Consider the following 26,809-nt stretch of genomic DNA (forward strand, 5'->3'; position numbering starts at 1 on the left):
GTGAAGTGTATGATAGAACCTTTCTTATCAGCTATTCCTGTACTAAAAATGCTAGAAGATGCTGGTTTTGAAGCCTATTTTGTTGGCGGGTCAGTTAGAGATTACCTATTAAATAAGCAAATTAGTGATGTGGATATTGCGACATCCGCAACGCCTGAAGAAGTGAAAAGAATTTTCTCAAAGACTGTTGATATTGGAATTGAACATGGAACAGTCCTTGTTCTGTTCAATAAAGGATCGTATGAAGTAACTACGTTTCGATCTGAAGCAGAGTATCAGGATTTTCGTAGACCGAAAGAGGTTTCTTTTATTCGTAATCTAAAAGAAGACCTACAAAGAAGAGATTTTTCGATGAATGCGATTGCAATGGACCGGAATGGAACTTTAATTGACCCTTTTAATGGTCAGTCGGCAATAAGGAGAAAAGTAATTCAGACGGTGGGCCTAGCAGAGGAGCGGTTTCACGAGGATGCCTTAAGAATGATGAGAGCGGTTCGCTTTGTAGGCCAGCTTTCCTTTTCAATTGAACAGGAAACATTGAATGCATTAAAAAAACATACACATTTACTTGAACATATAGCGATTGAACGGAAGAGAGTAGAATTTGAGAAACTGTTATCTGGTAAAAGTCGAAAGGAAGCTTTTCAACTTTTGCTCTCTACTGATTTGTATTCCTACTTGCCAGGAATGAGCAATAATAAAAAGCTCTTAGAAGAGTTGGTACACTATCAATGTGACCATTTAGGAAGTAAGGAAATGTGGTCCTTGCTAATCTATTGTTTAAAACTAGAAGGGAAGAAAGTCGAGTCATTTTTAAGAGACTGGCGCCTTCCGCTAAAAGAGATTAGGAATATCCAGCTCATTTTACAATTTACAAGATTCAGGCTAGAGAAAGAATGGACTCTAAGCCAGTTATTTTTTGCTGGTCGAGATGTTCTTATTTCTGTTGAAAAACTATACCAAGTAATAACGAACCAAATTTGTGATGACTCTGTTTGTTACTGGGTTGAACGCTATGAGAAGCTTCCAATTAAAGAACGCTCAGAAGTAACTGTAACGGGAACTGACATAATGAACTGGTTTAATAAAAGTGGAGGGCCATGGCTAAGAGAGACCATTTCTGAAATTGAGAATGCCATTTTAGAGGGAATAGTGGTTAACGATAAACAGAAGATTAAGGAGTGGCTTATAGAGTGCAGTCGGAAATAAGAAAAGAATTGCTTGATGCCTTTACGAATGCTCGTGAAGATTTTTTATCGGGACAACAGTTAGCTGAATTAATCGGCTGCTCAAGAACTGCTGTATGGAAGCATATTGAAGAATTACGTAAAGAAGGATTTGAATTAGAAGCTGTTAGAAAAAAGGGATATCGCATTATTAAAACACCTGAAAAAATCACAGCAGATGAGATAAGATTGGGTTTAACGACAAAATTCATAGGCCGTAACATCCATTATGAAGAAAGTGTCGAATCTACTCAAAAGATTGCTCATCGCTTGGCTGCTCAGGATGAACCAGAAGGAACTGTAATAATTGCGGAAGAACAACGTTCAGGAAAAGGGAGAATGAATCGGAAATGGCATTCACCTAAATATACTGGAATCTGGATGAGTCTCATCCTTCGTCCTAATATCCCGCTAACAAAAGCACCACAATTAACCCTCTTAACTGCTGTCGCAGCTGTTCAGGCCATTGAAGAGATGACTGGACTTAATCCAGAAATTAAGTGGCCTAACGATATTTTGCTAAATGGAAAAAAGATTACGGGAATATTAACAGAGTTGCAGGCAGAAGCAGATCGAATTCATTCCATCATCATTGGCATTGGTATAAATGTGAATCAGAAAAAAGAAGACTTCCCGGTAGATATTCAGGAAACAGCCAGTTCTCTTTTTATTGAAAAGGAAGAAGTTATCTCCCGAGCAAGTTTAATTAGAAGTTTTTTCAAGCACTTTGAAAAATTATACTTACTTTATTTGGATCAGGGCTTTTTCCCTGTAAAAATACTTTGGGAAAGTTATGCAATCAGTATTGGCAAGGTCTTAAAAGCAAGAACATTAACCTCTACAATTGTGGGAAGAGCATTAGGAATTACGGATGAGGGCGTGTTGAAATTGGAGGATGACACAGGTGTCATTCACCACATTTATTCGGCCGATATTGAACTATAAACAGCTGTAAGATAATACTTGCGCGAATCTAGTACTTTTTGTATGATAAACACAATGGGCAGTATCCTTGAGAACTGCACCGCTTAAATTATGAACTAACAATTTAAAAGGTTTCTGCCTAGATCCGTTATGCGGACCGGGACAGAGGGATGGAACATGCAAAAGAGTAACGGGATCCTCTGCCTTCAGAAGGATCTTTTTATTTGCTCTTCAAACTCGTTTTGTCGCCTCTCCCATATCTTAAGGAGGGAAAATGATGAAGCAAACAACAGATTTCATGAAAATGAAGGAAAATAATGAAAAGGTTGTCATGTTGACCGCCTATGATTATCCATCTGCTAAGCAAGCAGAGCAAGGTGGGGTTGACGTAATTTTAGTGGGTGACTCTCTTGGAATGGTTGTTCTTGGATATGATTCTACTATTCCTGTGACGATTGAGGATATGATTCATCACACAAAAGCTGTGAAACGAGGTGCCAAAGATACTTTTATTGTAGCAGACCTTCCATTTTTAACCTACCATTTATCTATCAGAGATACTTTAATAAACGCAGGTAGACTCATGCAGGAAGCGGGCGCACATGCTGTTAAACTGGAAGGTGCGGATGAGGTTATTGAAAATATTTCAGCATTAACCCGTGCAGGCATTCCTGTTTGTGGACATTTGGGCTTAACACCACAGTCTGTTGGAGTATTGGGCGGGTATAAAGTTCAAGGGAAAGATGCCCAGGCCGCAAGAAAACTAATAGAAGATGCTAGAAAAGTGGAGGAGGCAGGTGCCTTCGCACTAGTTCTTGAATGCGTTCCTAAGCAGCTTGCTGAAGAAGTTTCAAGAACCGTGGCTATTCCTGTTATTGGTATAGGGGCAGGAATGGATGTAGATGGGCAAGTTCTCGTTTACCATGATGTTTTGGGATACGGTGTCGAGCGTGTACCTAAGTTTGTGAAACAATACCATTCTGTCAATCCATTTATGATTGAATCCATTCGAGCGTATGTTTCGGATGTTAAGAAGGTACTGTTTCCTGAGGATAAGCATTCTTTCACAATGAAAGAACAGGAGCTCAAGGTACTTTATGGAGGTAAGGAATGAAGGTCATAGCAACTATTAAGGACATGCAGGCAGAAATTAAGAAACAAAAGGCATTATCTAAGACAATAGGCTTCGTTCCCACTATGGGATTTCTTCATGAAGGGCACTTAACACTTATTAAGCAAGCAAGACAGGAAAATGATATCGTCGTCTTAAGCATATTCGTGAATCCATTACAATTTGGACCAAAAGAAGATTTTTCATCCTATCCTCGAGATTTCGAACGGGACCGGGCGTTAGCTGAATGCGAGCAGGTGGACTATCTCTTTTATCCATCCGTAGAGGAAATGTATCCGAATGCCCCGTCTGTCAAAGTTGTCGTTCAGGAGCGAACAGACGTCTTATGCGGAAAATCCCGTCCAGGTCATTTTGATGGAGTTGCAACAGTGCTGACAAAGCTGTTTAACATCGTCATGCCAACGAGGGCCTATTTTGGTATAAAGGATGCTCAACAAGTTGCAGTTGTTGAGGGATTAATTGCCGATTTTAATTTTCCTATTGAGTTGGTTGCTGTAGACATCGTTCGTGAAGAGGATGGGCTTGCAAAAAGCTCTCGAAATGTAAACTTATTACCTGAAGAAAGACAACAGGCACCCGTTTTATTTAGAAGCCTACTGACAGCAAAAATTGCTATTGAAACTGGAGAACGTAATTTAGAAAGAGTAATAAAACAAATTACTGAAATGATTACTAGTGAATCCAACGGCTTGATTGATTATATTGAGATTTTTTCCTATCCACAGCTAAAGCCACTGGAAAAATTAGAGGGTACCATTATTGTAGCACTTGCAGTAAAATTCTCTAAGGTTCGATTAATAGACAATTTCATTATCCATATAGAAGACTAGATAAAGGCATCCATAGAGGAGGAATACAATGTTTCGTACCATGATGAGTGGCAAAATCCATCGGGCGACAGTTACAGAAGCAAATTTGAACTATGTTGGCAGTATTACTATTGATGAAGATATTCTAGATGCAGTTGGAATGACAGCCAATGAAAAAGTACAAATTGTTAACAATAATAATGGTGCAAGACTTGAAACCTATATTATTCCTGGTGAAAGAGGCAGTGGTGTTATATGTCTAAATGGTGCCGCCGCACGCCTTGTCCAGGTAGGGGATGTTGTTATCATTATTTCCTATGTCCTTGTACCAGACGAAAAGGTCAAGGATCATACACCTAAAGTTGCGATTATGGATGAAAATAATCACATTATAGAACTTCTACATGCAGAACCAGCACTCACTATTATGTAGCTAAATCCCCATTTTGGGGATTTTTCTTTTTAAAAATTGAATAATAATATTAAGTGGACAATAGTTTGTTTAAAGTAGAATTGTTTTCTTTTTAGTATTTTTGTGATACCGTTTAATGAACGAAGGTTTGGGGTGTTAATAACATGTTAAATAAATTCGTCGTTATTGATTTGGAAACGACAGGGAATCTTCCAAAAAAGGGCGATAAGATCATACAATTTGCTGCAGTTGTCATTGAAAACGGAACGATCACAGAGCAATTCTCATCACTTATTAATCCTCAAAAGGCCATCCCTGCTTTTATTGAAGAATTGACAGGAATAAATGATGAAATGGTGAAGGGAGCTCCCTTATTTTCTGAGATTACTGAAAAAATCCAATCATTATTGGAAGAAGCCTATTTTGTAGCTCATAATGTTTTATTTGATTTATCTTTTCTTCAAGAAGAGCTCATTCAAGCTGGACATGAGGGATTTTATGGTCCAGTTTTAGATACAGTTGAAATGGCAAGAATCCTTTATCCAACTGCTGATGGATATAAGCTTACTGATTTAGCAGAGAAAGAGAATTTGCGTCATGATCGTCCACATCAGGCTGATAGTGATGCCCAGGTTACTGCTGAATTATTTTTGATTCTATTGAAACGGTTGACAGCACTTCCATCACTAACACTAAGGCAGATCACACACCTTTCAGGGGGATTAAAGGGTGATTTGCAACAGCTTTTAGATGAATTGTTGATAAAAAGGGATAAAAGGAAACTAGATAATTTATCAGAAACTATTGAAATATTTCATGATATTGCCTTGAGAAAAAATCAGATTGAGCTCAAAGATGTAGCGACAGAGAGCGACTTTTCTTACCCAATAACTGAAGAGGAAAAATCGGATGTTGTTAAACAGGGATTTGACGTTTTTGAGAAAAGATCAGGCCAATTTAAAATGATGGATACCGTTTACCAGGCTTTACATTCAGAAAGGCATGCTCTGATTGAAGCCGGAACAGGTGTCGGGAAATCACTAGGCTATCTATTACCACTGGCTTATTTTACAAAAATACATAAACATCCAATTGTTGTAAGCACACATACCATTCAACTTCAGGAGCAAATCTTAAAAAAGGAAATTCCATTGCTGACTGCTATTCTCCCTTTTAAGATTCGAACTGTTTTATTGAAGGGGAGGAATCATTATTTAAGTCTAGAAAAGTTTTCCCAAACACTAACGGACGAAAATGATAATTATGATACCACCTTAACGAAGATGCAAATACTAGTGTGGCTGACTGAAACGGAAACCGGAGATAAGGATGAATTGAATCTTTCTTCTGGTGGTCTGATTTATTGGAATAAGATTAAAAACGAGGCAACCGTGTATTCCCAAAATCAGCAGTGGCAGGAAAAGGATTTTTATCTTAAAGCGAAAAGAGCTGCACATGATACAGATATCATTATTACTAATCATTCTTTATTACTAAGTGATATTAAGGGAGAAGGCTCTATCCTACCTAACTTTGAGTATGTTGTGATAGATGAAGGCCATCATCTTGAAAAAGTAGCGGGACAATTTTTTGGCCATTCCTTAGATTACTTATCTACACGGCTGCTTTTGGGCCAATTTGGCGTTTTTGAACAAAAACAGCTATTCTATGATCTAGAGAAATTGCTTTCTCAAACCACTGTTAAAAAGCTAAATTTCCAAACTTCAGAGATAAATCAACTTGTTATTGATATGAACTATGAAATGGATGAGTTTTTTAAAATGATAGCTTTGTTTGCGAAAACAAAGTTACCAAAGAATAAAGGATTCAATCGAGTTAAGGTCCGGTATACTCATTCAGATGGTGGCAAGGAAGGGAATGGGTTAAAGCATTGTGCAGAGAGATTTGCCTTTTTACTAAAAGATTTACACGCTAAAGTTATCGAACGTCTTGATTTGATTAATAACGAGATTCAAGCTTTATCAATAGAGCAGAAACATAAAATAGAAGAAATTAATCTGTTCTTAAAAGAACTTAGTGAACTTAGAGATACCATAATGAATTGTTTTATTAAAGAATCGAAAGACGTTAAATGGATTGAGATGGATACCCGTTCACCTCAAAACGTAACAACTTTTATTGCACAGCCTGCTTCAGTGGCTTCATCACTAAAGAAGTTCTTTTTTCAAAAGAAAAAGTCAGTTATCCTAACATCTGCAACGTTAACCGTTAATAACTCATTTGATTATATGATGAAGGAAATAGGGATGGATAACGACTCTCCGATTCAAATGATCATTCCATCACCATTTGAATATAACAAACAAGTTCAGCTATTTATTCCTGAGGATTTACCAGAAGTAAATACAGTAACGTTAGATGACTATGTGATAGCAATAACTGAACATATTATTACCATTGCAGAAGCCACAAAAGGAAGAATGCTGATTCTTTTCACTGCATATGACATGCTTAAGAAAACCTATGAGTTGATTAAGGAAAGTGGTTTTTTAGATGAATTTGTCTTAATAGCTCAAGGGATAACAAGCGGAAGCCGAACGCGTCTTACGAGAAATTTTCAACGATATGATAAAGCTATTCTTTTAGGGACGAGCAGTTTCTGGGAAGGAGTAGATATTCCCGGTGAGGATTTATCTTGCCTAGTGATTGTTAGATTGCCTTTTAGCCCACCAGATGAGCCATTAACTGAGGCAAAATGCCAATTAATTGTTCAGAATGGAGGTAACCCCTTCTCAGAGTACTCTCTGCCTGAAGCCATATTGCGTTTTAAACAAGGATTTGGACGATTGATTCGCACCGAGAATGATCGAGGGGTTATGTTTGTATTTGACAAAAGAATTATCACCACAAAATATGGAAAGTCATTTTTACAATCTATACCTTCAGTTCCAATAAAGAAGGGAACAATTGATGAGCTTGTTCTACAAATTCAGCCTTGGTTAAATTAGGAGAAGCTGATTTAAGCTGTATACAGCATAAAATTTGGAAAATTACACATTCTATTCATAATGGGAGGAATGTGTATGAGAACACTGCTCATTTTATTAGCCCTATTTATTCCTTGTACATTAATTAAGGCTGAGGAACCAAATGACAATCAAGTGGAAAATATCGATTTACACTTAAATGTTCATGAAGCTGCAGTCACTTTTTTGGGCCTTTCCGGAGGTGAAGCAGTTTTGCTTCAAGCCGCTAATGGTAAAAATATATTGTTCAATGTGGGTGGCAAAGGAACGAGGGCAGAGCTTGAAGAAGGGCTTTCTCTATATGATGTAAGGGAAATTTCAACTCTTTTTTTAACAACTGATGATGATGTATCGATAAATAAAATCAATCAGTTAATCTCTAGCTATAACATAAAGGAAATAATCACTACTTCAGAAATCTCTGCCCAGCTGACTAATGAATTAAAATCGATCAATCATATTCCAATCCTTGCGTGGGGAGTAGGAACTAAAAAGGAAATCCTTCCTGATTTGACAGCAGAAGTGGAATTTGTGGGAGAAGAATTAAATGAAGGTATGGATTTGAAATTGCAATTTTTTAACCATACTATTTTTTTGATGAGCTCTAATAGTCCCCGAGCAGAACAGGTCCTGATGAAGAAAAATTTAAGAAATATCAATGTTTTTAAGATTCCTAACGGCAATATGGAAGGACCTTTGTCGGATCAACTAATACAGTATCTTAATCCTGAGATATCCATTTTATTCGAAGGGAATAATAGTAAGGACACTAAAATCCTTCGTGATTTGAATGAAATTTGGTCAGAGGTCTATTCAACAAAAAAACATGGCACCGTAACTGTTAAGTTTACAGAAAATAATTATGAGGTCATTAGGATTCCAGTAAATTTAGAAGAATAATCTACCTCTAAAAAATTCAATTAATTTAATTATTATTAATAACACGGTTTCAATTTATCCTGTTATAATAGTTAGAAAGATTCTTAACAAGCAGAGTTTTGGTGGGAAAAGGAGAAATTTAGATGGAAAGTAAAATTGAAGTTATGTCTACAGTTAAAATTCAGTACAGTTCTGATTTATATAAAATTGTTGATGCCTTAAATCGAACCTTAAAGCAAAAAGATCTCATGTTTGGTCTTGCTCTAGATCATGATGATAAAAATAAAGCGATCTTTACAATATATCGTACATAAAGAAGTGAATTAAAAGTGAAAAAATGGATTCTATCAATTGTCATATTTTTTGTAGTACTTATTGGGATATTGATTAAGGTGTATTTGTCTGCAATGAATCCAGTAAGGGCTGCAGAAGAAAAAGCGGTCTTATTGGCAAGTAAAAAGGCACAGTTAACTGAAGTACAGGATTTTCATCTTTACAATGGCTTAGAGACAGTTAATGTCATTGAAGGGAAAAATAAAAAGGGTGACAAGATTATTGTTTGGATTCCTGAAAAAAGTAAAAAGGTTTTTGTGAAAAAAGCTAAAAATGGACTTTCTAAAGAAGAGGCTGTACAAAAACTGATGCAGGAAAAGAACCCTAAAAAGATTATATCCGTGCGCCTAGGAATGGAAAAAAATATCCCATTATGGGAAATTTATTACCGTTCTGAAAATAATTTAATAAATTATTATTATGTTCACTTTGAAACAGGTGAGTGGCTAAAGAAAATTGAAAACCTATAAATAGGGATGGAGAATGGAGGAAGTATTGGTAATGGAATTAGCACAAAGGGTGTTGGCACTCACACCTTCCACAACATTAGCTATTACGGCAAAGGCAAAGGAATTAAAGGAAAAAGGTGAAGATGTCATTGGATTAGGAGCGGGGGAGCCTGATTTTAATACTCCACAGCATATTTTAGACGCTGCAGTAATCTCAATGAATGAAGGATATACGAAATATACCCCTTCAGCAGGATTACCGGCGTTAAAACAGGCCATTATCAAAAAGTTTGCATCAGATCAAGGTCTATCATATAAGCCAAATGAAATTATTGTGGGCAATGGTGCAAAACATGTACTCTATACTTTATTTCAAGTTCTTTTAAATGATGGTGACGAGGTAATCATCCCGGCTCCCTATTGGGTAAGCTACCCTGAACAGGTTAAATTGGCAGGTGGCGTTCCTGTATATATTGACGGGTTAGAACAAAATCAATTTAAAATTACACCTGATCAATTAAAAAATAACATTACGAGCAAAACGAAAGCTGTCATTATCAATTCCCCAAGCAATCCTACAGGAGTATTATATACTTCTGAAGAACTTTTAGAATTAGGTAAGGTATGTCTTGAAGAAGACGTTCTTATCGTCTCAGATGAGATATACGAAAAGCTTGTTTATGGAAATCATAAACATGTTTCAATTGCAGAGCTATCTCCACAACTGAAAGATCAAACGATTGTCATCAATGGTGTTTCCAAGTCTCACTCTATGACAGGGTGGAGAATTGGCTATGCGGCGGGAAATCAGCAGATTATCGAAGCAATGACTAACTTAGCAAGTCATAGCACTTCAAACCCAACTACCACTGCCCAATATGCAGCAATTGCTGCATATAATGGGCCACAAGAGCCGGTGGAGGAAATGCGAAAAGCTTTTGAAGAGCGATTAGAGATTATTTTTGATAAGCTAACCTCTATTCCAGGATTCACTTGTGTAAAACCACAAGGTGCATTTTACTTGTATCCAAATGTGAAAAAAGCAGCACAGATGACAGGATTTAAGCACGTGGATGACTTTGTTGAAGCACTACTAGTTGAGGCAAAAGTCGCTGTCATTCCTGGTTCTGGTTTTGGAACCCCTGATAATATCAGACTCTCATATGCCACTTCATTGGAACAATTAGAAAAAGCTGTTGAAAGAATGAGACAGTTTGTCGAAAAGAAAGCTAAATTATAGCCATTCGATAAATAAATTTAGTAAACTTATAAAAAGTCTGCATTATGCAGGCTTTTTGTTTTTCCTTTCCAAAGCTGGATGCCTAATACTCTTACTAGGAATGATTGTTCGTGGTATACTAATCAAGAGGTGTCCAAAGATGAAAACAAATATTTTAGCATGGCTTCAAGAAGGAACAATAACCGTTCCTAGCTTATTATTTTCTGAATATCGAAATCTTAATTTAAACGAAACAGAACTTGTTCTTTTATTAAATATCTTAACCTTTTTAGAAAAAGGAAATGAATTTCCTACCCCAGAAGAACTTTCCGCTCGAATGACTATTTCCATTGCTGATTGTAATGAAATGTTAAGAAGATTGATTCAAAGAGGATTTATAGAAATTATTGATTCCTATTCAACTGAAGGTATACGTTATGAAACATACTCTGTCAATCCACTTTGGGAGAAACTTGTTGATCAATTCCTGATAAGCAAAAAAATGGTGAACAAACTGGAAAAAAAGACAGAAGAAACAGACCTATATACCTGCTTTGAAAAGGAGTTTGGCCGTCCCCTTTCACCATTTGAATGTGAGTCTCTTGGTATGTGGATGGATGACGACCACCATGATCCAATCATTATAAAAGCAGCACTTAGGGAAGCTGTTATGTCCGGAAAATTAAACTTTCGGTATATTGATAGAATTCTGTTTGAGTGGAAGAAAAATGGTATTCGAACCATTGACCAAGCGAAAAACCATGGACTTAAATTCAGGCAAAAGCAAGTACAAAAAGGAAACGTGAAAGAAGACACGCACCAACCATCCGTTCCTTTTTATAACTGGTTAGAGCAATAACAACAAACGAGAGAATCATCTCTCGTTTTTATTTAATATTTACAGGATAGGTGATCGTTTTGCTGAATAATACACAGATTCGATTTTGTTTAGACCAAATGGGAGCAATGTTTCCCGATGCACATTGTGAATTAAACCATTCCAATCCTTTTGAACTGGTTATTGCAGTAGCGCTATCCGCACAATGCACAGACGCACTGGTAAATAAAGTGACAAAGGATTTGTTTAATAAATATAAAACACCAGAGGATTACTTAAATGTTCCACTTGAAGAGCTTCAGAATGATATTCGTTCTATTGGCCTTTATCGAAACAAAGCTAAAAATATTCAAAGTCTATGCCGAATGGTCTTGAATGAGTATGGTGGAGAAATACCAAAAGACAGAGATGAGTTAACCAAGCTTCCTGGAGTGGGTAGGAAAACGGCAAACGTCGTTGTGTCAGTGGCCTATAATATCCCTGCTATTGCTGTCGATACACATGTTGAAAGAGTAAGTAAGCGATTAGGGATTTGTCGTTGGAAGGATTCGGTCTTAGAAGTGGAAAAAACATTGATGAAAAAAGTTCCAAAAGAGGAATGGGGCGTTACTCATCATCGGTTAATTTTTTTTGGCCGCTATCATTGTAAAGCCCAAAATCCACAGTGTCCAAGCTGCCCGCTGTTAGAGCTATGCAGGGAAGGTAGGAAAAGGATGAAGGGTAAGGTCGAATAACATGAATAAGCAAAGCGATGTAGCTTCTACGATTTTGAGTGAATGGAAACAAATAGACAAACAGCTTGAAATCCTTTTTTCTGAACGTGACGGAAAAAACTCAAAAGAATCGATGGAAAAGGGGATTAACTTATTCCTTCAATTTTTAATGGTCTCAAATGATACTGACTACAACAGCAGTGGTCCAATTCCATATGAAAGTTTCAAATATAAGCCGGTAAATGTTGTAGAAAGATTGGAGTTTATCCAATCAAGACCCACTTTGTTTCATTCATATCGTCAGTTGTCTGAACTAATGTTGGAACAACAAAAGCTTTATGCAAAGAAATTAATAAAAAAATCGTCTAAGCCATTAGCCTAGACGATTTTTTGTTGATTAAGTAATTGTAAAAAGATCTGAGTATGGATAATTGAACTAGTTGTCCGCATTCAGCTCCAGCGCCTAGCCCCTCGGGTCAAATAACCTTTGGCAAGAAAAGTCAAAAGGCGAACTTTTCCCGCCGAAGAACATTTGCCTGTCGGATCTGAACGAGACGCTTCCGCCTTTTATTCTTGGCTGTGTTATAACTGATTGTTGATTTCAAAGTGTTTAAAAAATAAAGGGAAAAATTCCGCTTAAATTGGGAAATACCCTCATTTCCTTAAAAATAAGGGTATTTTTTCCCTTTATTTGATCCAAATCGTTGGATTTTGTCTTATTTTAGAGCAGTTAAGGGGAATTTTTCCGCTTATTTCTGCTTATTAAGCTTACTTTTTATGCAATAGAGGGAATTTCTCCTCATATGATTTTCATACCTACAAGAAAATCAACAATGACTGATAACAGACATCCATGCAAAAGTATTTACAAATCAATGAATGAAATAACTGCTAAAAGTGATCCACAGTTATTCAGGGTAGAGCCTTATTCTTAATAAGGGTCACGCGAACCCGAACTTTGCCCATTTGAAGGAGTTACTGGAAGTGTAGCCGGAGGAGTGGTTCCACCTTGTTCTCCACCGGCATTCCCGTTGCCGCCTCCATTGTTGTTGCCATTCCCGTTTCCATTATTTCCATTTCCTTCACCGTTGTTGCCATTCCCATTGCCATTCCCATTCCCTTGGTCAACTTCAGGAATAGGAATCTCAATGGCAGTAGTAGCAGGGTCACTCCTTTTATTATCTACAATTGCAAGAATTGAGAAGGAATATTTTGCCCCTGGAATTGCTGGTAGCATGAATGTAGTTTCTGCTTGAGTGTATTTCTTCTGAGCAGAACCATCATTGACAGTAATTTCGAACGTAACTGGTAAGTTTTTAGGGTTGTTGTAATTCCATGTTAATGTAATGTTTTTAGTTCCTTCATCATATTTTGCAGCTGCGTTTGCCGGCGCCTCAAGTTTGGTATACTTCTCAGATACCTTTTTAGGAGCATGACCTTTTACAGCATATTCTGTAGTGATCTCACTATCCGGTGTATATTCACTAGCAAGTACAGGAGGCATAGATCCTTTTTCAATTCTAACCTTTTGCACACTGTTAGGAATCTTAAAATCCGGTGTTTCGATATCTTTTGAAACATAGGCCATAAGATTTTTGAAGATTAGCTGTGCAATTCTTTGATTGTCTCCGACAGCTGTAATTGGTGTTGAGCGATCCTTGTATCCTGTCCAAATCGATGCGGTGTAATTAGTCGTATATCCAGTAAACCATGCATCTGGGACGGAGCTACTGCTTTTAATATTCCAAAGTTTCATTTCTTCATCTGAATAGTTTGTCGTTCCTGTTTTTCCAGCGATTGGGAGTCCTGGTACCTTCGCTCTTGTTCCTGTTCCAGGTGAAACGAGAACACTTTTTAACATATCTGTAATCATAAAAGCGGTTGAATCCTTCATGACTACCTTCGGTTTAGGTTCTGAACTAATCATTGTACCATCACGCAATTTTATCTTTTTAATAGCATGTGGTTTAGTATACACACCATTATTTCCAAATGCACTATAGGCACCAGCCATTTCTATAGGAGAGACACCTACCGTTTTTCCACCAAATCCTCCAATAGCATAGGATTCATAAATTTCCTTTAGCGGGATTCCAAGACCTAATGCAAAATCCATTGCTTTATCTAATCCCACTTGTTGAAGAGCTTGGACGGCTGGTGTATTTCTTGATAATTGTAGGGCAGTTCTGATCGTCATTGGACCTTTATACTTCTGATCCCAGTTCCCAAATTTTTTACCAGAAGAATAAGTAATTGGTTTATCCTCAATCATTTCATATGTTCCCCAATTTAAATATTCAATCGCAGGACCGTAATCAAGGACAGGCTTTATTGTCGAACCTGGTTGGCGTTTTGCTTTGGTTGCGAAGTTAAATCCCCGTTTTACTTGTTGGTTCCGTCCGCCCCCAATGGCACGAATTTCTCCTGTTTTTGTATCTAAAAGTGCAACACCAGCTTGGAATTCTTCATCTGGGTATTTAATAATTCCTTCTTTGGAATTGAGGACTTTTTCGACATAATCTTGGGCATTCGTATCTAAGGTTGTATAAATCGTTAAACCATCTGTAAAAATATCAAAATCGGTAGTTGCTTTTACTTCATCAATGACAGTATCAACAAATGCACCATAAGGGTCTTCATCTAACTTACGTTGATCCGGTGGTAAGACAGTGGATGCAACAGAAACCTTTTTAGCGTCATCCATTTGCTCTTTTGTGATATATCCATGCTGATGCATTAAGGTTAAGACAATGTTCCGTCTTTTTTCAGCCAAGTCAGGGTGTGTAAATGGATTATAGTTATTAGGGCTTTGAGGCATCCCTGCAATTTGAGCTGCTTCAGATAACGTTAAATCCTTTAGTTCTTTGCCATAATAAATTTTGGCCGCTGTGGCAATTCCGTGACTGTTTTGCGATACGAACACCTTATTTACATACATCTCAAAAATTTGGTGTTTTGTATATTGTTGTTCAAGTTTATAGGAAAGCCATGCTTCTTGAACTTTTCGCTTTAATGTTTTTTCATGAGTTAAAAATGAGTTTTTAACTACCTGCTGGGTAATGGTACTACCGCCTTCTGCACCAAATCCGTGTTGGAGGTTTGCAATAACAGCTCCCCCAAGGCGAATGGGGTCAATCCCATGGTGCTTGTAAAAACGATAATCTTCAGTAGCTAAAATAGCATTTTCAACTTGCTTTGGTATGTCCTTATAATTAACATATTCGCGGTTTACGGCCCCTACTTCAGTAATCGGCTTGCCATCTTTATCTAATATCTTAGAAGGGATCGGATCTTTCAATAGTTTAGGGTCAAGTTTGGGAGCATCCTTTACTAAATAGGCGAAAGTCCCCACTCCAGCAATAATACCTACGATTCCAAGAACAACAAGGCTTAAAAATATTTTTTTAAAAAGTCCGCCTGATGTTTTCTTGGCTTTTGGTTTTCCTTTGGATTGGAGTTTCTTTCGGCGCTCCTCTCTTGATTGGTATTGTTCAGACATATGATAATTCCTTCCTTTCTAACTAACACTTTTCCATTGGTTGAAACTCTATAGTCTTTCTATTACTTTAATATAGTCAATTCTTGGCTGGAATCCAAGTGGAATGCGATGACCTTTTTCTTCAATTTCCTCTTTGGTAATTGATTTTCTTCCTCCGTTTTTCATTCGTTCCCAATATGTCAACAGATGTTTTGCTTCTAGCAAATAAACCAGTTCATATTTGGTAAAACGAAGAATAACGAAACAAATACCTCCCTGTGAAATGACCTCTTCCATATGATGAATTTGGTGCTCATGGAAGTTTTTCAAAGGAAAAGAGGTAGGGTTTTGTGTTTCCTTTGCTTCAAAATCAATATATTTCCCTTTATATACCCCATTATAGTCAGTAGTAGACGCAAGCTTAAAATAAGCTTCTTTAATAACCGCAGCACTTCGATTTGGATAGTCAACCTGAACGATTTGAACAGGTGTAGGCTTTTTGTGAATCACCGCTATTTTTCTTTCACGATAGTATTCATTCGTTTCATTTAAATCTTCCTCTAGTGTCATACCTCGATTACTATAAGAACTATTTTTCTTTATTTGGGTTGTATTTCCAGATTCCTGTTCCTTGGGTTTGTATTTTTTTCCATTTGGATAGTTAAAATTCATATATTTGCACCTCTCAAGCTAATCCCTATCATACCAAATCTTAGAGTAATTGAGGTGTATAAAATATAGTTGTTAACACACTCTAATAATAATTGTACCGTGAAAGGCATACATAATCATGATTCATTTTTCTTAAAAGGCGTCAATCCATAGGACTCATACTCTATTAAAAAATATAAGGGAAGATGAACAATGAATGTGAATCACCTTACGATACAGGAACAATCAATCATTCGTCAAATTATAAATGAAACGAATAAGAAAAACCTCGATAACGTATCAAGAACAGATGCCTATTTTATATATTTTAAAAAAAACCCCGATATCATTTGGTCGTTTCTTGCAAGTATGGTTTCAAGAAACGGCGGATGGAATATGTGTGACCTCGAGGGAACTATATTTCCTCATCTTTTAGCAGAAAAAGTAAGGAAACAGCTTTTTCTTACGTACGAGCGTGCTAACTGGCTTATTTTCCATGACGTTTTTCCACAATTGCTGCTTTACCAATATTCGACGAAAATAAATCGACCAATGTTTCATTTACTTCCCTATTTCAATGTATCTTCCTTTATACAAAAAGAGTGGGAAAGATACTGGATTAATAATGATAAGGAAAGGCTTACAAGAGCTTTAATAATTAATGAGCAAAATGTAATCCATACGCCTGTGATTGAACATCCTGTGTATAAGAAAAAGGTATTTCATTCTATGATTTTTTCTTTCCAAGACTGGCTCCATTTTAGCTGTGTGCTGTTTCCAACATGCGGGGGAGAAGTTTACGGTGCAAGTGTAAATGGATTTAAATCGCTTTCTAAGAGAATCAATCTAGGGAAAAGATTGGCGAGTATACTATTTCATCCAAGACTGTTTCCATACTTTTTGGAGTTTGCGGAGAAAACACCCCATTCTGGTTCAAGATTTGATTATGAACAGTATTTCAAAGTGAAAACAGTTAGAAGGACTCCTATACTAAGAGCAACCTTTCCAGTTATTGAACATCATCAGCGTGCTTACGATGACTGGAGTTTAGAGAGAAGAGTATCCCCAGTTTGGTTATATTTCCCTGCCCGGCATCGTCATCCCATTCATCTTACTGATTGGTACTTTAAGAAGTCTCACCAGCTTCAATTAATGCTGTCACTCCATCAAGTATTACAATTGAAAAAATGGGAATAGAAAAAGCAAGGTTCCCCTTGCTTTTTAAAGCTGTTTTTTTAAGTAGATGGACGATTTGGTCCATCAAGCTTTTTATCACCATAGCCTGCTTTTTTTCCTGCTTCTGATTGTGTTTGTTTAGTGTTTTGGTTTTTGTTTTGTGCCATTTAAAACACCTCCTATACTAGCTTGTGCGGTTTTTGATTTTTTCATGCGAATTTAAATAATGTCGAAAAGTTAAAGCTACTATGCAGTTTTGACACTATCTTTGACGAATTGCTTCTAGTTTTGTCATGCGAGAAGGAAGCCTATAAAAGAAGGAGAATTATACCTAATAGAATAATGCGAGGAGGATTTATTAATGAATAAGCCACTGTCCGAAAAGGAAAAATTGCTTACCATGCTGACAGAAATATACGATCAATTAGAAGAATTGGAGTCCGTTCTTGAAGCATCATTCTCCGACCTTCGCTACAGTTTAAATCAAGAGGAACAGGAAAAATTAACGATACCCGTCCAAAAACTTTCAGCTATAGAAAAGAAAATAGAAAACCCAAGTGTTACTCAAGGGATATTGGATGAGTACACAGAAAACAACCAAGTAGCAAAAGCTCTAAAACTTGAATTAGGCTTTTAATTACCGCTAAAATAATAGTACTTGTTAAAAGTAGCAATGTGAATCGGCTACTTTTTTATTTTGTATTAGTAGAAGGGAATAAAAGAAATGTTAGAAGAAGTTATCCATTTAACAGAAAAACTTTTGAATTATAACCAATTATTCATGAAATATTACCAGGAAGGTCGGAACACAGGCATAAAGTATGAATTTAACGATGTAATTAAACCGTTTTCAGATGAAGTGAAAAGCATAAATGAAGAGTGGAAAAAAGAAATGAAAAAATGGCTGACAATGAGCGATCATAAACATCTACATTTAAAGCAAATTGACACAACATCAGAACATATTGAGCAATTATCCATTCAGGCATTCTTTCCTGAAACTAGTAGAACAAGGTTTTTAAATGCACATCGTACAGTTGACTATTTTTTGCAGGAAGTAATAAAAGAAATAAAAAAATAGAAAAGAGATGCTGAGGCATCTCTTTAATAGGTGTTTATGAATTTTCGATGAGGGAGTTTTCGCTTTCTGTCTTAGGAATTACCGCACCTTGATTTTCAAGCTCACGGACAAGAAGGCGATATTCTTTAATGCTAATTTCGTTGTGAATATACGCCTTCTTAGCAAAATCCATTAATGCGTTAACGTCATCTGTTTGATAGTCCCGACTTTGAATAAATTTGCTTTTTAATTCGTGAATGTCCATATTTAGCTCCTCCTTCATCCTTTTTACTATCGTAACACGAAAAGAAAGGATTCCTAGTTTTTAAAATATTTAAACTTTAGACAAAATTCCTCTTTATTAGACAATGTCCTTTGCTAGAGGCTGTGTTAAAGAACAGTGTTGATTTTTATACCCTATTGATTGGAGCGGAAGGCGCGAAGACTCCTGTGGGAGTACGGTTCAGGGGAGACCCCGCAGGCGCAAGCGCCGAGGAGGCTCGCCAAAACGCCCACGGAAAGCGAAGCACCTGGAGCGGAAATCAACAGACTAGTTTTACAGAACAGTGCTATAAAATAATCACCTTTTTATTCTGTTCTTCATAAACTGTGTAATAGAGAAAGATAAAGAGGAGATGTTTGCCCATGATCGGTGGAAAAAGACCAAATCATTTCTTTAATTATGGATACTCGGGGCAAATGATGCACCAAGATCCGGTAAGCACTCAATGGCAGCAACCGTATATGAATCGAAACCAGCCATATCCTTACCAAACTCAAGCTCAAAATTATGAATGGAATCCATTTCAACAACAAAATCCATATTACCCGCAGACTTTTCAGCCATATAATCAAAACTATCAACCAGGCTATGTTCCACAAAATGCGACATACCAGAATCAACCATATTCTCAAAAGGATTCGCAATTTCTTTTCCAAAACCCTTTGCAGCCAAAGGAGGAAATGAATCCTCCTCAATCCTATATGCCTATGAATGGATACCCGGTAATGAATCCTTATCCAAAATCAAATATGATTCCTAAACAACCAGGTGGAGTACAATCATTATTAAATTCCTTTAAGTCACAAGATGGATCGGTAGATTTTACGAAAATGGTAAATACAGCAGGACAAATGATGAATGCAGTAAATCAAGTATCGTCGCTTGTAAAAGGATTTGGTGGAATTTTTAAAGTATGATAGAAGAGGCTGACTCATAGCTACTTGAGTCAGCCTCATTGCTTTTATTGCTTTTTAATCTTCAATTTCAATAATCTTTCCTTTTTCTTGCGGGATTTTAATTTGTAGTAAGCCGTCCTTGTAGGAGGCTTTTACCATTTTTTCATTGATTGCATGTGGAAGTGAAATGGTCCGGGATGATTGCTGTCGAGTAAATCTTTGGCGATATATTTTATTTATGTCGTCTTCCTCTGTTTCTAGCTCTTTATTTTCTACTGAAATGGTTAAGTAATTTCCCGTAATATTTAAATTGATTTGTTCTCTTTTTACCCCAGGAAGTTCAGCCGTGATGATATATTCTTTTCCTGTTTCAACCGTATCTACATGAAAACCAGATCCAACTGGAAAAGGAGTTTTAAAGAAATCATCAATTGTTTGTAAAAATCCCCTTACTGGTTTTTCGGTTAAGAAATCATTCATCGATTTAAACAAATCACGAAAAGGCTCGGGCAATGGTCTCTTTCCGTTATTTTTATCTTCTGGAAGCATAGATGACATAATAGTTCCCCCTCTTTCCAATATTTCACTCCATATTATATGCAGATGAAACTAGGTAGGTGTCGCCATAATATGGCTATAAACTTTTGAACGATTTATTACAACTTGAATTTCTGTGATATATATCACATTAATAATGAGTGTTTGTTTGTATGCTAGGCAGTAGTTTTAGGAAAGTGAGGAAAAAAAATAAATGTTCTGTTATCAATGTGAACAAACACCATCAGGTGGATGTAAAGTTATTGGAGTATGTGGGAAAGATGAAACCATTGCCAGTTTACAAGATACGATTATTTTTGGATTAAAAGGGATAGCAGCCTATCGCACACATGCTAATCAACTGGGATATACAGATGCTTTTGTAGATGCAACCACACATGAAGCATTATACTTAACGTTAACCAATTCTAACTTTAACGTGCAGGAACATATCGAAATGGCGATGAAAGTAGGGCAGGCAACTGTTCGTGTAATGGGAATGCTTGATGAAGCCCATACAAACCGTCTAGGAATACCTAAACCTATCCGTGTAAGTCAAAATAAAATTGAGGGTAAATGTATCGTTGTTACTGGACATAATCTTTTTGCATTAGAAGAGTTATTGAAACAAACAGAAGGTAAAGGCATAAATATTTATACTCACTCTGAAATGCTGCCTGCTCATGGTTATCCTGCATTAAAGAAATATACTCACTTAAAAGGTAATATCGGTAAAGCATGGTATGATCAGCGCCGTCTTTTTGAGGCATTTCCTGGTGCTATACTGGCAACTACTAACTGTGTTATGCCTATTAAAGGGACTTATGCGGATAGAATGTTTACATATGAAGTGGCCGGGCTAGAGCATGTAGAAAAAATTGTGAACGATGACTTTTCTCCTTTAATTGAGAGAGCATTAGAGCTTCCTGAAGCAGCAGTAGATTCAAATGAGACATTACTAACTGGGTTTCATCATGAAACTGTTTTAGGTTTAGCACCTGAGGTGATTGAAGCGGTAAAAACAGAGAAGATTAAGCGGTTCTTTGTTATTGCTGGATGTGATGCTCCTGGGCATGGAGGTGATTATTACCGTGAACTTGCAACATCCCTGCCACCAGAAGCAGTTATATTAACTACCTCTTGTGGAAAGTTCCGCTTTAATGATGTGGATTATGGGGTTGTGCCTGGGACTAATATTCCACGATACATCGATCTTGGTCAATGTAATAACTCCGGTTCAACAGTGAAAATTGCGATGGCATTAGCTGATGCTTTCGAATGTGAAATTAATGAGCTTCCAGTAAGTATAGTATTATCTTGGTTTGAACAAAAAGCGGTTGCTATTTTACTAGGACTTTTCAGTTTAGGCATACAAGATATTCGCATTGGACCTAAGCCGCCAGAATTTATTTCTGAAGGAGTTCTTCAGGTTCTTCAAGAAACATTTAATTTAAAGTTGATTGGTACTGCAAAAGAAGATATGGAAGAAATGCTTCAGCTTGCTGTAAAATAACAAAAAACCCGTCATTTTTGGCGGGTTTTTTGTTGATTCATTAGATTAAATGAATTTCTTCCATTAGTATCTCTAAGTCAAGGATCATATTGCCTTCTTCATCTACTTCGATTAATTCATCCTTTTTCATCTTAGTGAGTGTACGGCTGATGGTTTCGCGTGTAGTACCAATCATGTTGGCCAAGTCTTTGTTGGTGAATTCTGATTTTAATAGAATAGTTCCATCACCCTGTTCTTGACCGTGCTTTTGTGCAATACGTATGATCAGCTTAATAATCTGTTCATACGTATTATTTAAAATTTGTTCTTCTAATCGGTTTTGTAAATCTACAATTTTTTCACCTAGTACCTTAAATACTTTTATACATAGTTCAGGGTTTTCTATGAGCACGGATTCAAATTTTGATATTGGAACAGCAATTAGTGTGGATGGTTCGATAACTTCAGCATAAGCAGGGTAATCTCCTTTTCTAAAAAATCCAACATGAGGAAACATTTCTCCCTTTTTTGCTATTGCTACAATTTGTTCTTTGCCGTTAATATCACTTTTGTAAATTTTAATTTTGCCATCATAAATAAAGTAAACATTTTCAAGTGGGTCCCCTTGAAGGAAAACATGGCTCTGTTTTTTCCAATCTCGGGCAATTGCGATGTCAGTTATTTTTGTTAATTCCAGATCGTTTAATTCTCGAAAAAGCGAGAATTCAGAAAGAACTTTCTTAATTGCTTCTATTTTCATTCTATCACCTACAAAATTATTTCAGTTATCTTCTATTGTAACAAAAATTCCATCAATAGTTTATTTTTATGATATACTTTTTTTACGAACGTTCATTCGCTGGAATAGAAGTAACGAGGTGAAGAGCATGTATGGAAAGAAAAGTCTGCAAGAAATGTTAATAGATTTGAAATTAAAGGAAGATTTTAAAGAAAATATTGTTACTTGGCATACGATCCCGGAAAAAACCGCACAATCTGTTTCACTCCCAGACGAGCTGCACCCGGTGTTGATACAATCATTAAAAACAAAGGGAATAGAGCAGCTATATACCCATCAAAAATCAGCCTATGAGAAAGCTATGGCTGGGAAGAGTATCGTTGCTGTTACACCTACGGCTTCTGGGAAGACCCTTTGCTACAACCTCCCAGTTCTCCAATCGATTTTACAGGATCCTAATTCGAGAGCATTGTATTTATTCCCTACTAAAGCGCTCGCTCAGGACCAAAAAAGTGAAATTAATGAAATTATACAAGCTGCAGGGGTAGATATTAATAGTTATACGTATGACGGCGATACACCCGCTACTATTCGCCAAAGGGTAAGACAGGCAGGACATGTAGTAATTACAAATCCTGATATGCTTCACTCAGCGATCCTTCCGCATCACACTAAATGGGTGTCTCTTTTTGAAAACCTTAAATTCATTGTTATTGATGAACTCCATACGTATCGGGGAGTGTTTGGAAGTCATGTTGCCAATGTAATTAGAAGATTGAAGAGAATATGTCGTTACTACGGAAGTAACCCCGTTTTTATTTGTACATCTGCAACCATAGCAAATCCATTAGAACTTGCGGAGAAATTAACAGAAGATAAAATGTATCTAATTGATAACAACGGTGCACCCAGTGGAAGGAAGCATTTTCTATTTTATAATCCACCCATTGTAAACAAACCGTTAAATATTAGAAGAAGTGCAACGCTAGAGGTTCGAAAAATAGCCGGAGAATTGTTAAAAAATAAAATACAAACGATTATTTTCGCGAGAAGTAGAGTAAGAGTTGAGATCATCCTGACATATTTGCAGGAGTTGGTAAAGAATCAGTTAGGGGCAAAGTCCATAATGGGCTATCGAGGAGGATATCTTCCAACAGAGAGAAGAAAAATTGAGAAGGGGCTGCGCTCAGGTGATATATACGGTGTTGTTAGCACAAATGCACTTGAATTAGGAGTTGATATCGGCCAACTCCAGGTCTGCATTATGACTGGTTATCCAGGAACTATTTCCAGCGCTTGGCAGCAGGCTGGAAGGGCAGGAAGACGTCATGGTGAAGCTCTTGTTATAATGGTGGCTAGTTCAAGCCCACTAGATCAATATATCATTCAAAACCCTGCATATTTTTTGGAAAAGAGCCCCGAGACAGCAAGGATAAATCCAGATAACCTGATTATCTTGATTGACCATATGAAATGCGCTGCATACGAGCTGCCATTTAAAGCAGGAGAACAATTTGGATCTGTAGGAACGGAAGAACTATTGGAGTATTTAACAGAGGAAAGAATTCTATATCAGAATGGGGATAAATGGTTCTGGATGAATGATTCATTCCCTGCACATAACATTAGTTTGCGATCGGCATCTCAAGAGAATGTGATAATTGTTGATCAATCGGATGTGGCAAATGTGAAAGTCATTGGAGAAATGGACCGTTTCTCCGCAATGACACTCCTACATGATGAGGCCATCTATCTACATCAAGGTACCCAGTATCAAGTGGAAAAATTGGATTGGGAAGAAAAAAAGGCGTTCGTGAGGGAAGTGGACGTAGACTATTTTACAGATGCTAATTTAGCCGTTCAATTAAAGGTATTAGAAGTGGACAAACTTCTACCATTACAGGAGGCAGAAATAGGTTTTGGTGATGTAAGTGTAAGGGCTATGGCAACAATTTTTAAAAAAATTAAATTTGAAACACATGAAAATATCGGTTCCGGGCCCATCCATCTTCCAGAAGAGGAGCTTCATACCAATGCGGCTTGGATTTCACTAAATAGACCCCTTGGTGAAATGGGACATGAGCGGCTTGAACAGGGACTGATTGGTACGGCACATGCACTGAGGTCTATCGCACCTCTATTTGTAATGGCTGACCCTCAAGACATCCATGTGATCCCACAAGTAAAAGCGGATCATAATGAAAAGCCAACCATCTTTTTCTATGATCGCTATCCCGGTGGAATTGGTTTAAGTGAGAAATTATACACGGGTATGTCAATGGTGTTTATAGAAACAAAAAACATGATTAATCGTTGTCAATGTGAATCAGGATGTCCGTCATGTATTGGAACAGATACAGTAAGTGAGACAGCTAAAAAGGATGCCTTAAACATTCTTGAAGCATTTCTTCGTGTTTCGGAAATAGACAAGGATGTGGAGACATGTCTTTAAAAACTAAGTTAAATCGGCTAAAACCTCATTTATCAGCAGGAGTAACAGGAGAGGTTAAAAAACCTCTCCCAACGGACATCCCTGTCAAGGAAGTTCCTTACCTGAAACAATGGGAGCAAGAAGGTGTTTTCCCGTATTTTATGGATGAGGATTACTGTTTGATTAGAGAAGTTAAATACCCCCTTTCACAGAAGCATGGAAAATACTGTTTTGGTGATTTTCTTACAGCAGTAGATGTATGGAATAGACAGTCTATTAATCATCCCTTGTCAGCACAAGGACATCACGCAGAGGAATTATTCTTTTTTGACACAGAGACAACAGGTCTTGGTGGTGGAGTGGGGAATACGATCTTTTTGCTTGGGTATGCTAGTTTTTCGGGAGAAGAACTAATCTTGAGGCAGCATATTCTTCCCCATCCGGGAGCGGAGGTTCCGTTATACCAAAGCTTTTTGGAAAACGTCAACTATAAAACATTAGTGACCTATAATGGGAAATCGTTTGATTGGCCACAGGTGAAAACAAGACACATGCTTGTGAGAGAGCATGTGCCTAAGTTGCCAAAATTTGGTCACTTTGATTTATTCCATGCTGCAAGAAGGCTATGGAAGCACAAATTAGAGCGCTTAAAATTGTCTATTGTTGAAAAAGAGGTATTGAGTGTTGAAAGAATTGATGATATTCCAGGATTCTTAGCACCTATGATTTATTTTGATTTTATTGAAAGTAATCAACCTGATGGGATGCTTGGTATATTAAAACATAATGAAGTTGACATCCTTTCGCTCGTTACTTTGTATACCCATTTAACCTTTCAATTGTGTGGAATCGATAATAATCAGACAAGGGCTGAAACATATGAGGTGGGTCGTTGGTATTCCACATTAGGAGAGAAGCAGGAAGCTGAAAAAGTATTGACTAAGCTTACTACAGAGAGAGATGTTACGTCATTTCAGGCTAAGCTTACCCTTGCGTACCAATTTAAAAAAGAGAGGAATTGGGAGCAAGCACGGAAATTGTTCGAGGATGTTGTCGAATCGGATGAGGAAGAGATGATATTGATAGCTTGTGTAGAGGTAGCTAAAATTTTTGAACATAGACAGAAAGAGTACCGCCGTGCAATTGAATATTGTCAAAAAGCGATAACCCTCATAATTCAATCGAAAAATCACAAGTCTTTAAATGGACAAATCTCATTAGAACAGCTTAAAAACAGGTTAGAACGATTAAAACGAAAATTTGCGAAATTTCCCAGGTAAGCGCAAAATTCGTCAAAATCATTTGTTAATTATTAATTTTCGGCATGGTTCGATTGATTGCCACAAAATCTTAACAATTAATTTTAAAAAACCAGCAATTCCATATTGTCTATTGTAGTTGAACAAGGTAAAATGTGAAATTGGATTGAGAAAAAACGACTATAAAACTTATGGAGCTGGTAATTTTGTATAAAGCCATTTTATTCTTATTTTTTATTGTCGTATGTTTGACTGCTGTTGTTTTTACAAGCTTGAAAGATAGCTTTTATTCGATGTTATAGATTGCTTGTCCATTTTAACATTAATAAACAATTAGACTTCTTTGGATTCTCTGATTTGTAAAAAATAGGTGTTTTCCTTAGTACAAGAGTAACTCCTTTAACATAGGCTGTTAATGTAAACAGAATATCTGAAGGGAGAGCAATAAAATGTATTTAGGAACTAATTTTGCGCCGCCAGTCATTCATCCGACACAACAAATTGTGAACCACACATTTTCAACAACGGTGGTGCCACATATTCATCCAGTACACACTACAACGGTAAATCACCATATGTACCAACATAAACACTTCTGCCCACAAACAGCATCATGTTGCGAAGAGGTATGTAATCAGCATATTAACTGCTGTAATCCATGTGCACCAGGAGTGATGCCAGCTCCAAATGCCGTGCCAAATATGATGCCGGGCATGGGAGCACCAGGTTTTGCGCCAGGAGGCCCAGGCTTTGGACCAGGAGGCCCAGGCTTTGGACCAGGTGCACCAGGCTTCGCACCAGGACCATTCATGGGACCTCGTCCTTAAGAAGACTGTTCTAATTGCAAGGGCTTTTAGCCCTTGTTTTTTTTCTGTTTACTTTATTA

General features: G+C 37.0%; 26 protein-coding genes. 21 read left to right on the forward strand and 5 right to left on the reverse strand.

Annotated features, from left to right (window positions below; translation table 11 throughout):
* Nucleotides 1-9: 9 nt before the first annotated feature.
* The 13 genes from AA0X95_RS12190 (at nucleotide 10) to AA0X95_RS12250 (ending at nucleotide 12,303) form a co-directional block, all read left to right on the forward strand.
* Nucleotides 10-1,209 carry a CCA tRNA nucleotidyltransferase gene (locus AA0X95_RS12190; protein ID WP_413309201.1) on the forward strand — a complete coding sequence of 400 codons (1,200 nt, stop codon included), beginning with the start codon at nucleotides 10-12 and terminating at the stop codon, nucleotides 1,207-1,209.
* The gene (locus AA0X95_RS12195; RefSeq protein ID WP_413309203.1) at nucleotides 1,194-2,171 is read left to right on the forward strand and encodes a biotin--[acetyl-CoA-carboxylase] ligase; all 978 of its coding nucleotides are present in this window, start codon (nucleotides 1,194-1,196) and stop codon (nucleotides 2,169-2,171) included. The genes AA0X95_RS12190 and AA0X95_RS12195 overlap by 16 nt, the downstream gene beginning before the upstream one ends.
* Before the next feature lie 256 nt (nucleotides 2,172-2,427).
* Entirely contained in the window at nucleotides 2,428-3,264 is an 837-nt protein-coding gene (panB, locus tag AA0X95_RS12200; RefSeq protein ID WP_413309990.1) for a 3-methyl-2-oxobutanoate hydroxymethyltransferase, read from the forward strand.
* Nucleotides 3,261-4,112 (forward strand): pantoate--beta-alanine ligase, encoded by an 852-nt coding sequence (panC, locus tag AA0X95_RS12205; protein ID WP_413309205.1) that lies wholly within the window; start codon nucleotides 3,261-3,263, stop codon nucleotides 4,110-4,112. Before panB ends, panC begins: the two co-directional genes overlap by 4 nt.
* Nucleotides 4,113-4,140: 28 nt before the next feature.
* Entirely contained in the window at nucleotides 4,141-4,524 is a 384-nt protein-coding gene (panD, locus tag AA0X95_RS12210; protein ID WP_413309207.1) for an aspartate 1-decarboxylase, read from the forward strand.
* A gap of 143 nt (nucleotides 4,525-4,667) precedes the next feature.
* Entirely contained in the window at nucleotides 4,668-7,472 is a 2,805-nt protein-coding gene (gene dinG / locus AA0X95_RS12215) for an ATP-dependent DNA helicase DinG (RefSeq protein ID WP_413309209.1), read from the forward strand.
* 75 nt (nucleotides 7,473-7,547) lie between these two features.
* Nucleotides 7,548-8,390, forward strand: coding sequence for a hypothetical protein (locus tag AA0X95_RS12220; protein WP_413309211.1), 843 nt, complete (start codon nucleotides 7,548-7,550; stop codon nucleotides 8,388-8,390).
* Between the two features lie 122 nt (nucleotides 8,391-8,512).
* Entirely contained in the window at nucleotides 8,513-8,683 is a 171-nt protein-coding gene (locus tag AA0X95_RS12225) for a YpmA family protein (protein ID WP_413309213.1), read from the forward strand.
* Between the two features lie 15 nt (nucleotides 8,684-8,698).
* On the forward strand, nucleotides 8,699-9,172 hold the full coding sequence (locus AA0X95_RS12230; RefSeq protein ID WP_413309215.1) for a DUF5590 domain-containing protein: 474 nt from the start codon (nucleotides 8,699-8,701) through the stop codon (nucleotides 9,170-9,172).
* 31 nt (nucleotides 9,173-9,203) lie between these two features.
* Complete coding sequence (locus AA0X95_RS12235) at nucleotides 9,204-10,391, forward strand: pyridoxal phosphate-dependent aminotransferase (RefSeq protein ID WP_413309217.1); 1,188 nt, start codon at nucleotides 9,204-9,206, stop codon at nucleotides 10,389-10,391.
* A 139-nt stretch (nucleotides 10,392-10,530) separates the two neighbouring features.
* Nucleotides 10,531-11,229 carry a DnaD domain protein gene (locus AA0X95_RS12240; protein ID WP_413309219.1) on the forward strand — a complete coding sequence of 233 codons (699 nt, stop codon included), beginning with the start codon at nucleotides 10,531-10,533 and terminating at the stop codon, nucleotides 11,227-11,229.
* A 59-nt stretch (nucleotides 11,230-11,288) separates the two neighbouring features.
* A complete protein-coding gene (gene nth / locus AA0X95_RS12245) occupies nucleotides 11,289-11,942 on the forward strand; it encodes an endonuclease III (protein WP_413309221.1) in 654 nt (217 codons plus the stop codon).
* 1 nt (nucleotide 11,943) lies between these two features.
* Nucleotides 11,944-12,303: a YpoC family protein gene (locus AA0X95_RS12250; protein WP_413309223.1), complete on the forward strand. Its 360-nt coding sequence runs from the start codon at nucleotides 11,944-11,946 to the stop codon at nucleotides 12,301-12,303.
* 549 nt (nucleotides 12,304-12,852) lie between these two features.
* Here AA0X95_RS12250 and AA0X95_RS12255 read toward each other — a convergent pair.
* On the reverse strand, nucleotides 12,853-15,420 hold the full coding sequence (locus AA0X95_RS12255) for a transglycosylase domain-containing protein (protein ID WP_413309225.1): 2,568 nt from the start codon (nucleotides 15,418-15,420) through the stop codon (nucleotides 12,853-12,855).
* Nucleotides 15,421-15,468: 48 nt separating this feature from the next.
* Entirely contained in the window at nucleotides 15,469-16,071 is a 603-nt protein-coding gene (recU, locus tag AA0X95_RS12260) for a Holliday junction resolvase RecU (RefSeq protein ID WP_413309227.1), read from the reverse strand.
* A gap of 192 nt (nucleotides 16,072-16,263) precedes the next feature.
* Between recU and AA0X95_RS12265 the strand changes: the two genes are divergently transcribed.
* The 3 genes from AA0X95_RS12265 (at nucleotide 16,264) to AA0X95_RS12275 (ending at nucleotide 18,307) form a co-directional block, all read left to right on the forward strand.
* Nucleotides 16,264-17,247 (forward strand): DUF2515 family protein, encoded by a 984-nt coding sequence (locus tag AA0X95_RS12265; RefSeq protein WP_413309229.1) that lies wholly within the window; start codon nucleotides 16,264-16,266, stop codon nucleotides 17,245-17,247.
* A 340-nt stretch (nucleotides 17,248-17,587) separates the two neighbouring features.
* The gene (locus AA0X95_RS12270) at nucleotides 17,588-17,863 is read left to right on the forward strand and encodes a hypothetical protein (RefSeq protein ID WP_413309231.1); all 276 of its coding nucleotides are present in this window, start codon (nucleotides 17,588-17,590) and stop codon (nucleotides 17,861-17,863) included.
* An 87-nt stretch (nucleotides 17,864-17,950) separates the two neighbouring features.
* Nucleotides 17,951-18,307: a DUF1798 family protein gene (locus AA0X95_RS12275; protein ID WP_413309233.1), complete on the forward strand. Its 357-nt coding sequence runs from the start codon at nucleotides 17,951-17,953 to the stop codon at nucleotides 18,305-18,307.
* Between the two features lie 34 nt (nucleotides 18,308-18,341).
* On the opposite strand, the gene AA0X95_RS12280 is transcribed toward AA0X95_RS12275, so the two are convergent.
* The gene (locus AA0X95_RS12280) at nucleotides 18,342-18,551 is read right to left on the reverse strand and encodes a YppF family protein (protein WP_309861200.1); all 210 of its coding nucleotides are present in this window, start codon (nucleotides 18,549-18,551) and stop codon (nucleotides 18,342-18,344) included.
* Nucleotides 18,552-19,030: 479 nt separating this feature from the next.
* On the opposite strand from AA0X95_RS12280, the gene AA0X95_RS12285 reads away from it, so the two are divergent.
* Nucleotides 19,031-19,486, forward strand: coding sequence for a YppG family protein (locus tag AA0X95_RS12285; protein ID WP_413309992.1), 456 nt, complete (start codon nucleotides 19,031-19,033; stop codon nucleotides 19,484-19,486).
* 54 nt (nucleotides 19,487-19,540) lie between these two features.
* On the opposite strand, the gene AA0X95_RS12290 is transcribed toward AA0X95_RS12285, so the two are convergent.
* Entirely contained in the window at nucleotides 19,541-20,023 is a 483-nt protein-coding gene (locus tag AA0X95_RS12290) for an Hsp20/alpha crystallin family protein (RefSeq protein WP_413309235.1), read from the reverse strand.
* Between the two features lie 193 nt (nucleotides 20,024-20,216).
* On the opposite strand from AA0X95_RS12290, the gene hcp reads away from it, so the two are divergent.
* A complete protein-coding gene (hcp, locus tag AA0X95_RS12295; RefSeq protein ID WP_413309236.1) occupies nucleotides 20,217-21,515 on the forward strand; it encodes a hydroxylamine reductase in 1,299 nt (432 codons plus the stop codon).
* 40 nt (nucleotides 21,516-21,555) lie between these two features.
* Here hcp and AA0X95_RS12300 read toward each other — a convergent pair whose 3' ends face one another.
* Nucleotides 21,556-22,254, reverse strand: a complete 699-nt coding sequence (locus AA0X95_RS12300; RefSeq protein ID WP_413309238.1) for a Crp/Fnr family transcriptional regulator — start codon at nucleotides 22,252-22,254, stop codon at nucleotides 21,556-21,558.
* 127 nt (nucleotides 22,255-22,381) lie between these two features.
* Here AA0X95_RS12300 and AA0X95_RS12305 point away from each other — a divergent pair, with 127 nt between their 5' ends.
* The 3 genes from AA0X95_RS12305 to AA0X95_RS12315 all read left to right on the forward strand — a co-directional run bounded on the left by AA0X95_RS12305 (nucleotide 22,382) and on the right by AA0X95_RS12315 (nucleotide 26,750).
* Nucleotides 22,382-24,685: a DEAD/DEAH box helicase gene (locus AA0X95_RS12305; RefSeq protein WP_413309240.1), complete on the forward strand. Its 2,304-nt coding sequence runs from the start codon at nucleotides 22,382-22,384 to the stop codon at nucleotides 24,683-24,685.
* Nucleotides 24,676-25,944, forward strand: a complete 1,269-nt coding sequence (locus AA0X95_RS12310) for a ribonuclease H-like domain-containing protein (protein ID WP_413309242.1) — start codon at nucleotides 24,676-24,678, stop codon at nucleotides 25,942-25,944. The genes AA0X95_RS12305 and AA0X95_RS12310 overlap by 10 nt, the downstream gene beginning before the upstream one ends.
* A 428-nt stretch (nucleotides 25,945-26,372) precedes the next feature.
* Nucleotides 26,373-26,750, forward strand: a complete 378-nt coding sequence (locus AA0X95_RS12315) for a CotD family spore coat protein (RefSeq protein ID WP_413309244.1) — start codon at nucleotides 26,373-26,375, stop codon at nucleotides 26,748-26,750.
* Nucleotides 26,751-26,809: the final 59 nt, after the last annotated feature.

The sequence above is a fragment of the Neobacillus phoenicis genome, from assembly GCF_047302305.1.
Classification (GTDB): Bacteria; Bacillota; Bacilli; order Bacillales; family Cytobacillaceae; genus Neobacillus.

Coding starts and splice junctions, on each gene's coding strand:
- AA0X95_RS12305 (WP_413309240.1), top strand. CDS start 22,382: ATGTATGGAAAGAAAAGTCTGCAAGAAATGTTAATAGATTTGAAATTA.
- AA0X95_RS12280 (WP_309861200.1), bottom strand. CDS start 18,551: ATGGACATTCACGAATTAAAAAGCAAATTTATTCAAAGTCGGGACTAT.
- hcp (WP_413309236.1), top strand. CDS start 20,217: ATGTTCTGTTATCAATGTGAACAAACACCATCAGGTGGATGTAAAGTT.
- AA0X95_RS12190 (WP_413309201.1), top strand. CDS start 10: ATGATAGAACCTTTCTTATCAGCTATTCCTGTACTAAAAATGCTAGAA.
- panD (WP_413309207.1), top strand. CDS start 4,141: ATGTTTCGTACCATGATGAGTGGCAAAATCCATCGGGCGACAGTTACA.
- AA0X95_RS12315 (WP_413309244.1), top strand. CDS start 26,373: ATGTATTTAGGAACTAATTTTGCGCCGCCAGTCATTCATCCGACACAA.
- AA0X95_RS12290 (WP_413309235.1), bottom strand. CDS start 20,023: ATGTCATCTATGCTTCCAGAAGATAAAAATAACGGAAAGAGACCATTG.
- AA0X95_RS12310 (WP_413309242.1), top strand. CDS start 24,676: ATGTCTTTAAAAACTAAGTTAAATCGGCTAAAACCTCATTTATCAGCA.
- AA0X95_RS12250 (WP_413309223.1), top strand. CDS start 11,944: ATGAATAAGCAAAGCGATGTAGCTTCTACGATTTTGAGTGAATGGAAA.
- AA0X95_RS12220 (WP_413309211.1), top strand. CDS start 7,548: ATGAGAACACTGCTCATTTTATTAGCCCTATTTATTCCTTGTACATTA.
- AA0X95_RS12265 (WP_413309229.1), top strand. CDS start 16,264: ATGAATGTGAATCACCTTACGATACAGGAACAATCAATCATTCGTCAA.
- dinG (WP_413309209.1), top strand. CDS start 4,668: ATGTTAAATAAATTCGTCGTTATTGATTTGGAAACGACAGGGAATCTT.
- AA0X95_RS12225 (WP_413309213.1), top strand. CDS start 8,513: ATGGAAAGTAAAATTGAAGTTATGTCTACAGTTAAAATTCAGTACAGT.
- AA0X95_RS12240 (WP_413309219.1), top strand. CDS start 10,531: ATGAAAACAAATATTTTAGCATGGCTTCAAGAAGGAACAATAACCGTT.
- recU (WP_413309227.1), bottom strand. CDS start 16,071: ATGAATTTTAACTATCCAAATGGAAAAAAATACAAACCCAAGGAACAG.
- AA0X95_RS12300 (WP_413309238.1), bottom strand. CDS start 22,254: ATGAAAATAGAAGCAATTAAGAAAGTTCTTTCTGAATTCTCGCTTTTT.
- panB (WP_413309990.1), top strand. CDS start 2,428: ATGAAGCAAACAACAGATTTCATGAAAATGAAGGAAAATAATGAAAAG.
- AA0X95_RS12275 (WP_413309233.1), top strand. CDS start 17,951: ATGTTAGAAGAAGTTATCCATTTAACAGAAAAACTTTTGAATTATAAC.
- AA0X95_RS12235 (WP_413309217.1), top strand. CDS start 9,204: ATGGAATTAGCACAAAGGGTGTTGGCACTCACACCTTCCACAACATTA.
- panC (WP_413309205.1), top strand. CDS start 3,261: ATGAAGGTCATAGCAACTATTAAGGACATGCAGGCAGAAATTAAGAAA.
- AA0X95_RS12270 (WP_413309231.1), top strand. CDS start 17,588: ATGAATAAGCCACTGTCCGAAAAGGAAAAATTGCTTACCATGCTGACA.
- AA0X95_RS12285 (WP_413309992.1), top strand. CDS start 19,031: ATGAATCGAAACCAGCCATATCCTTACCAAACTCAAGCTCAAAATTAT.
- AA0X95_RS12255 (WP_413309225.1), bottom strand. CDS start 15,420: ATGTCTGAACAATACCAATCAAGAGAGGAGCGCCGAAAGAAACTCCAA.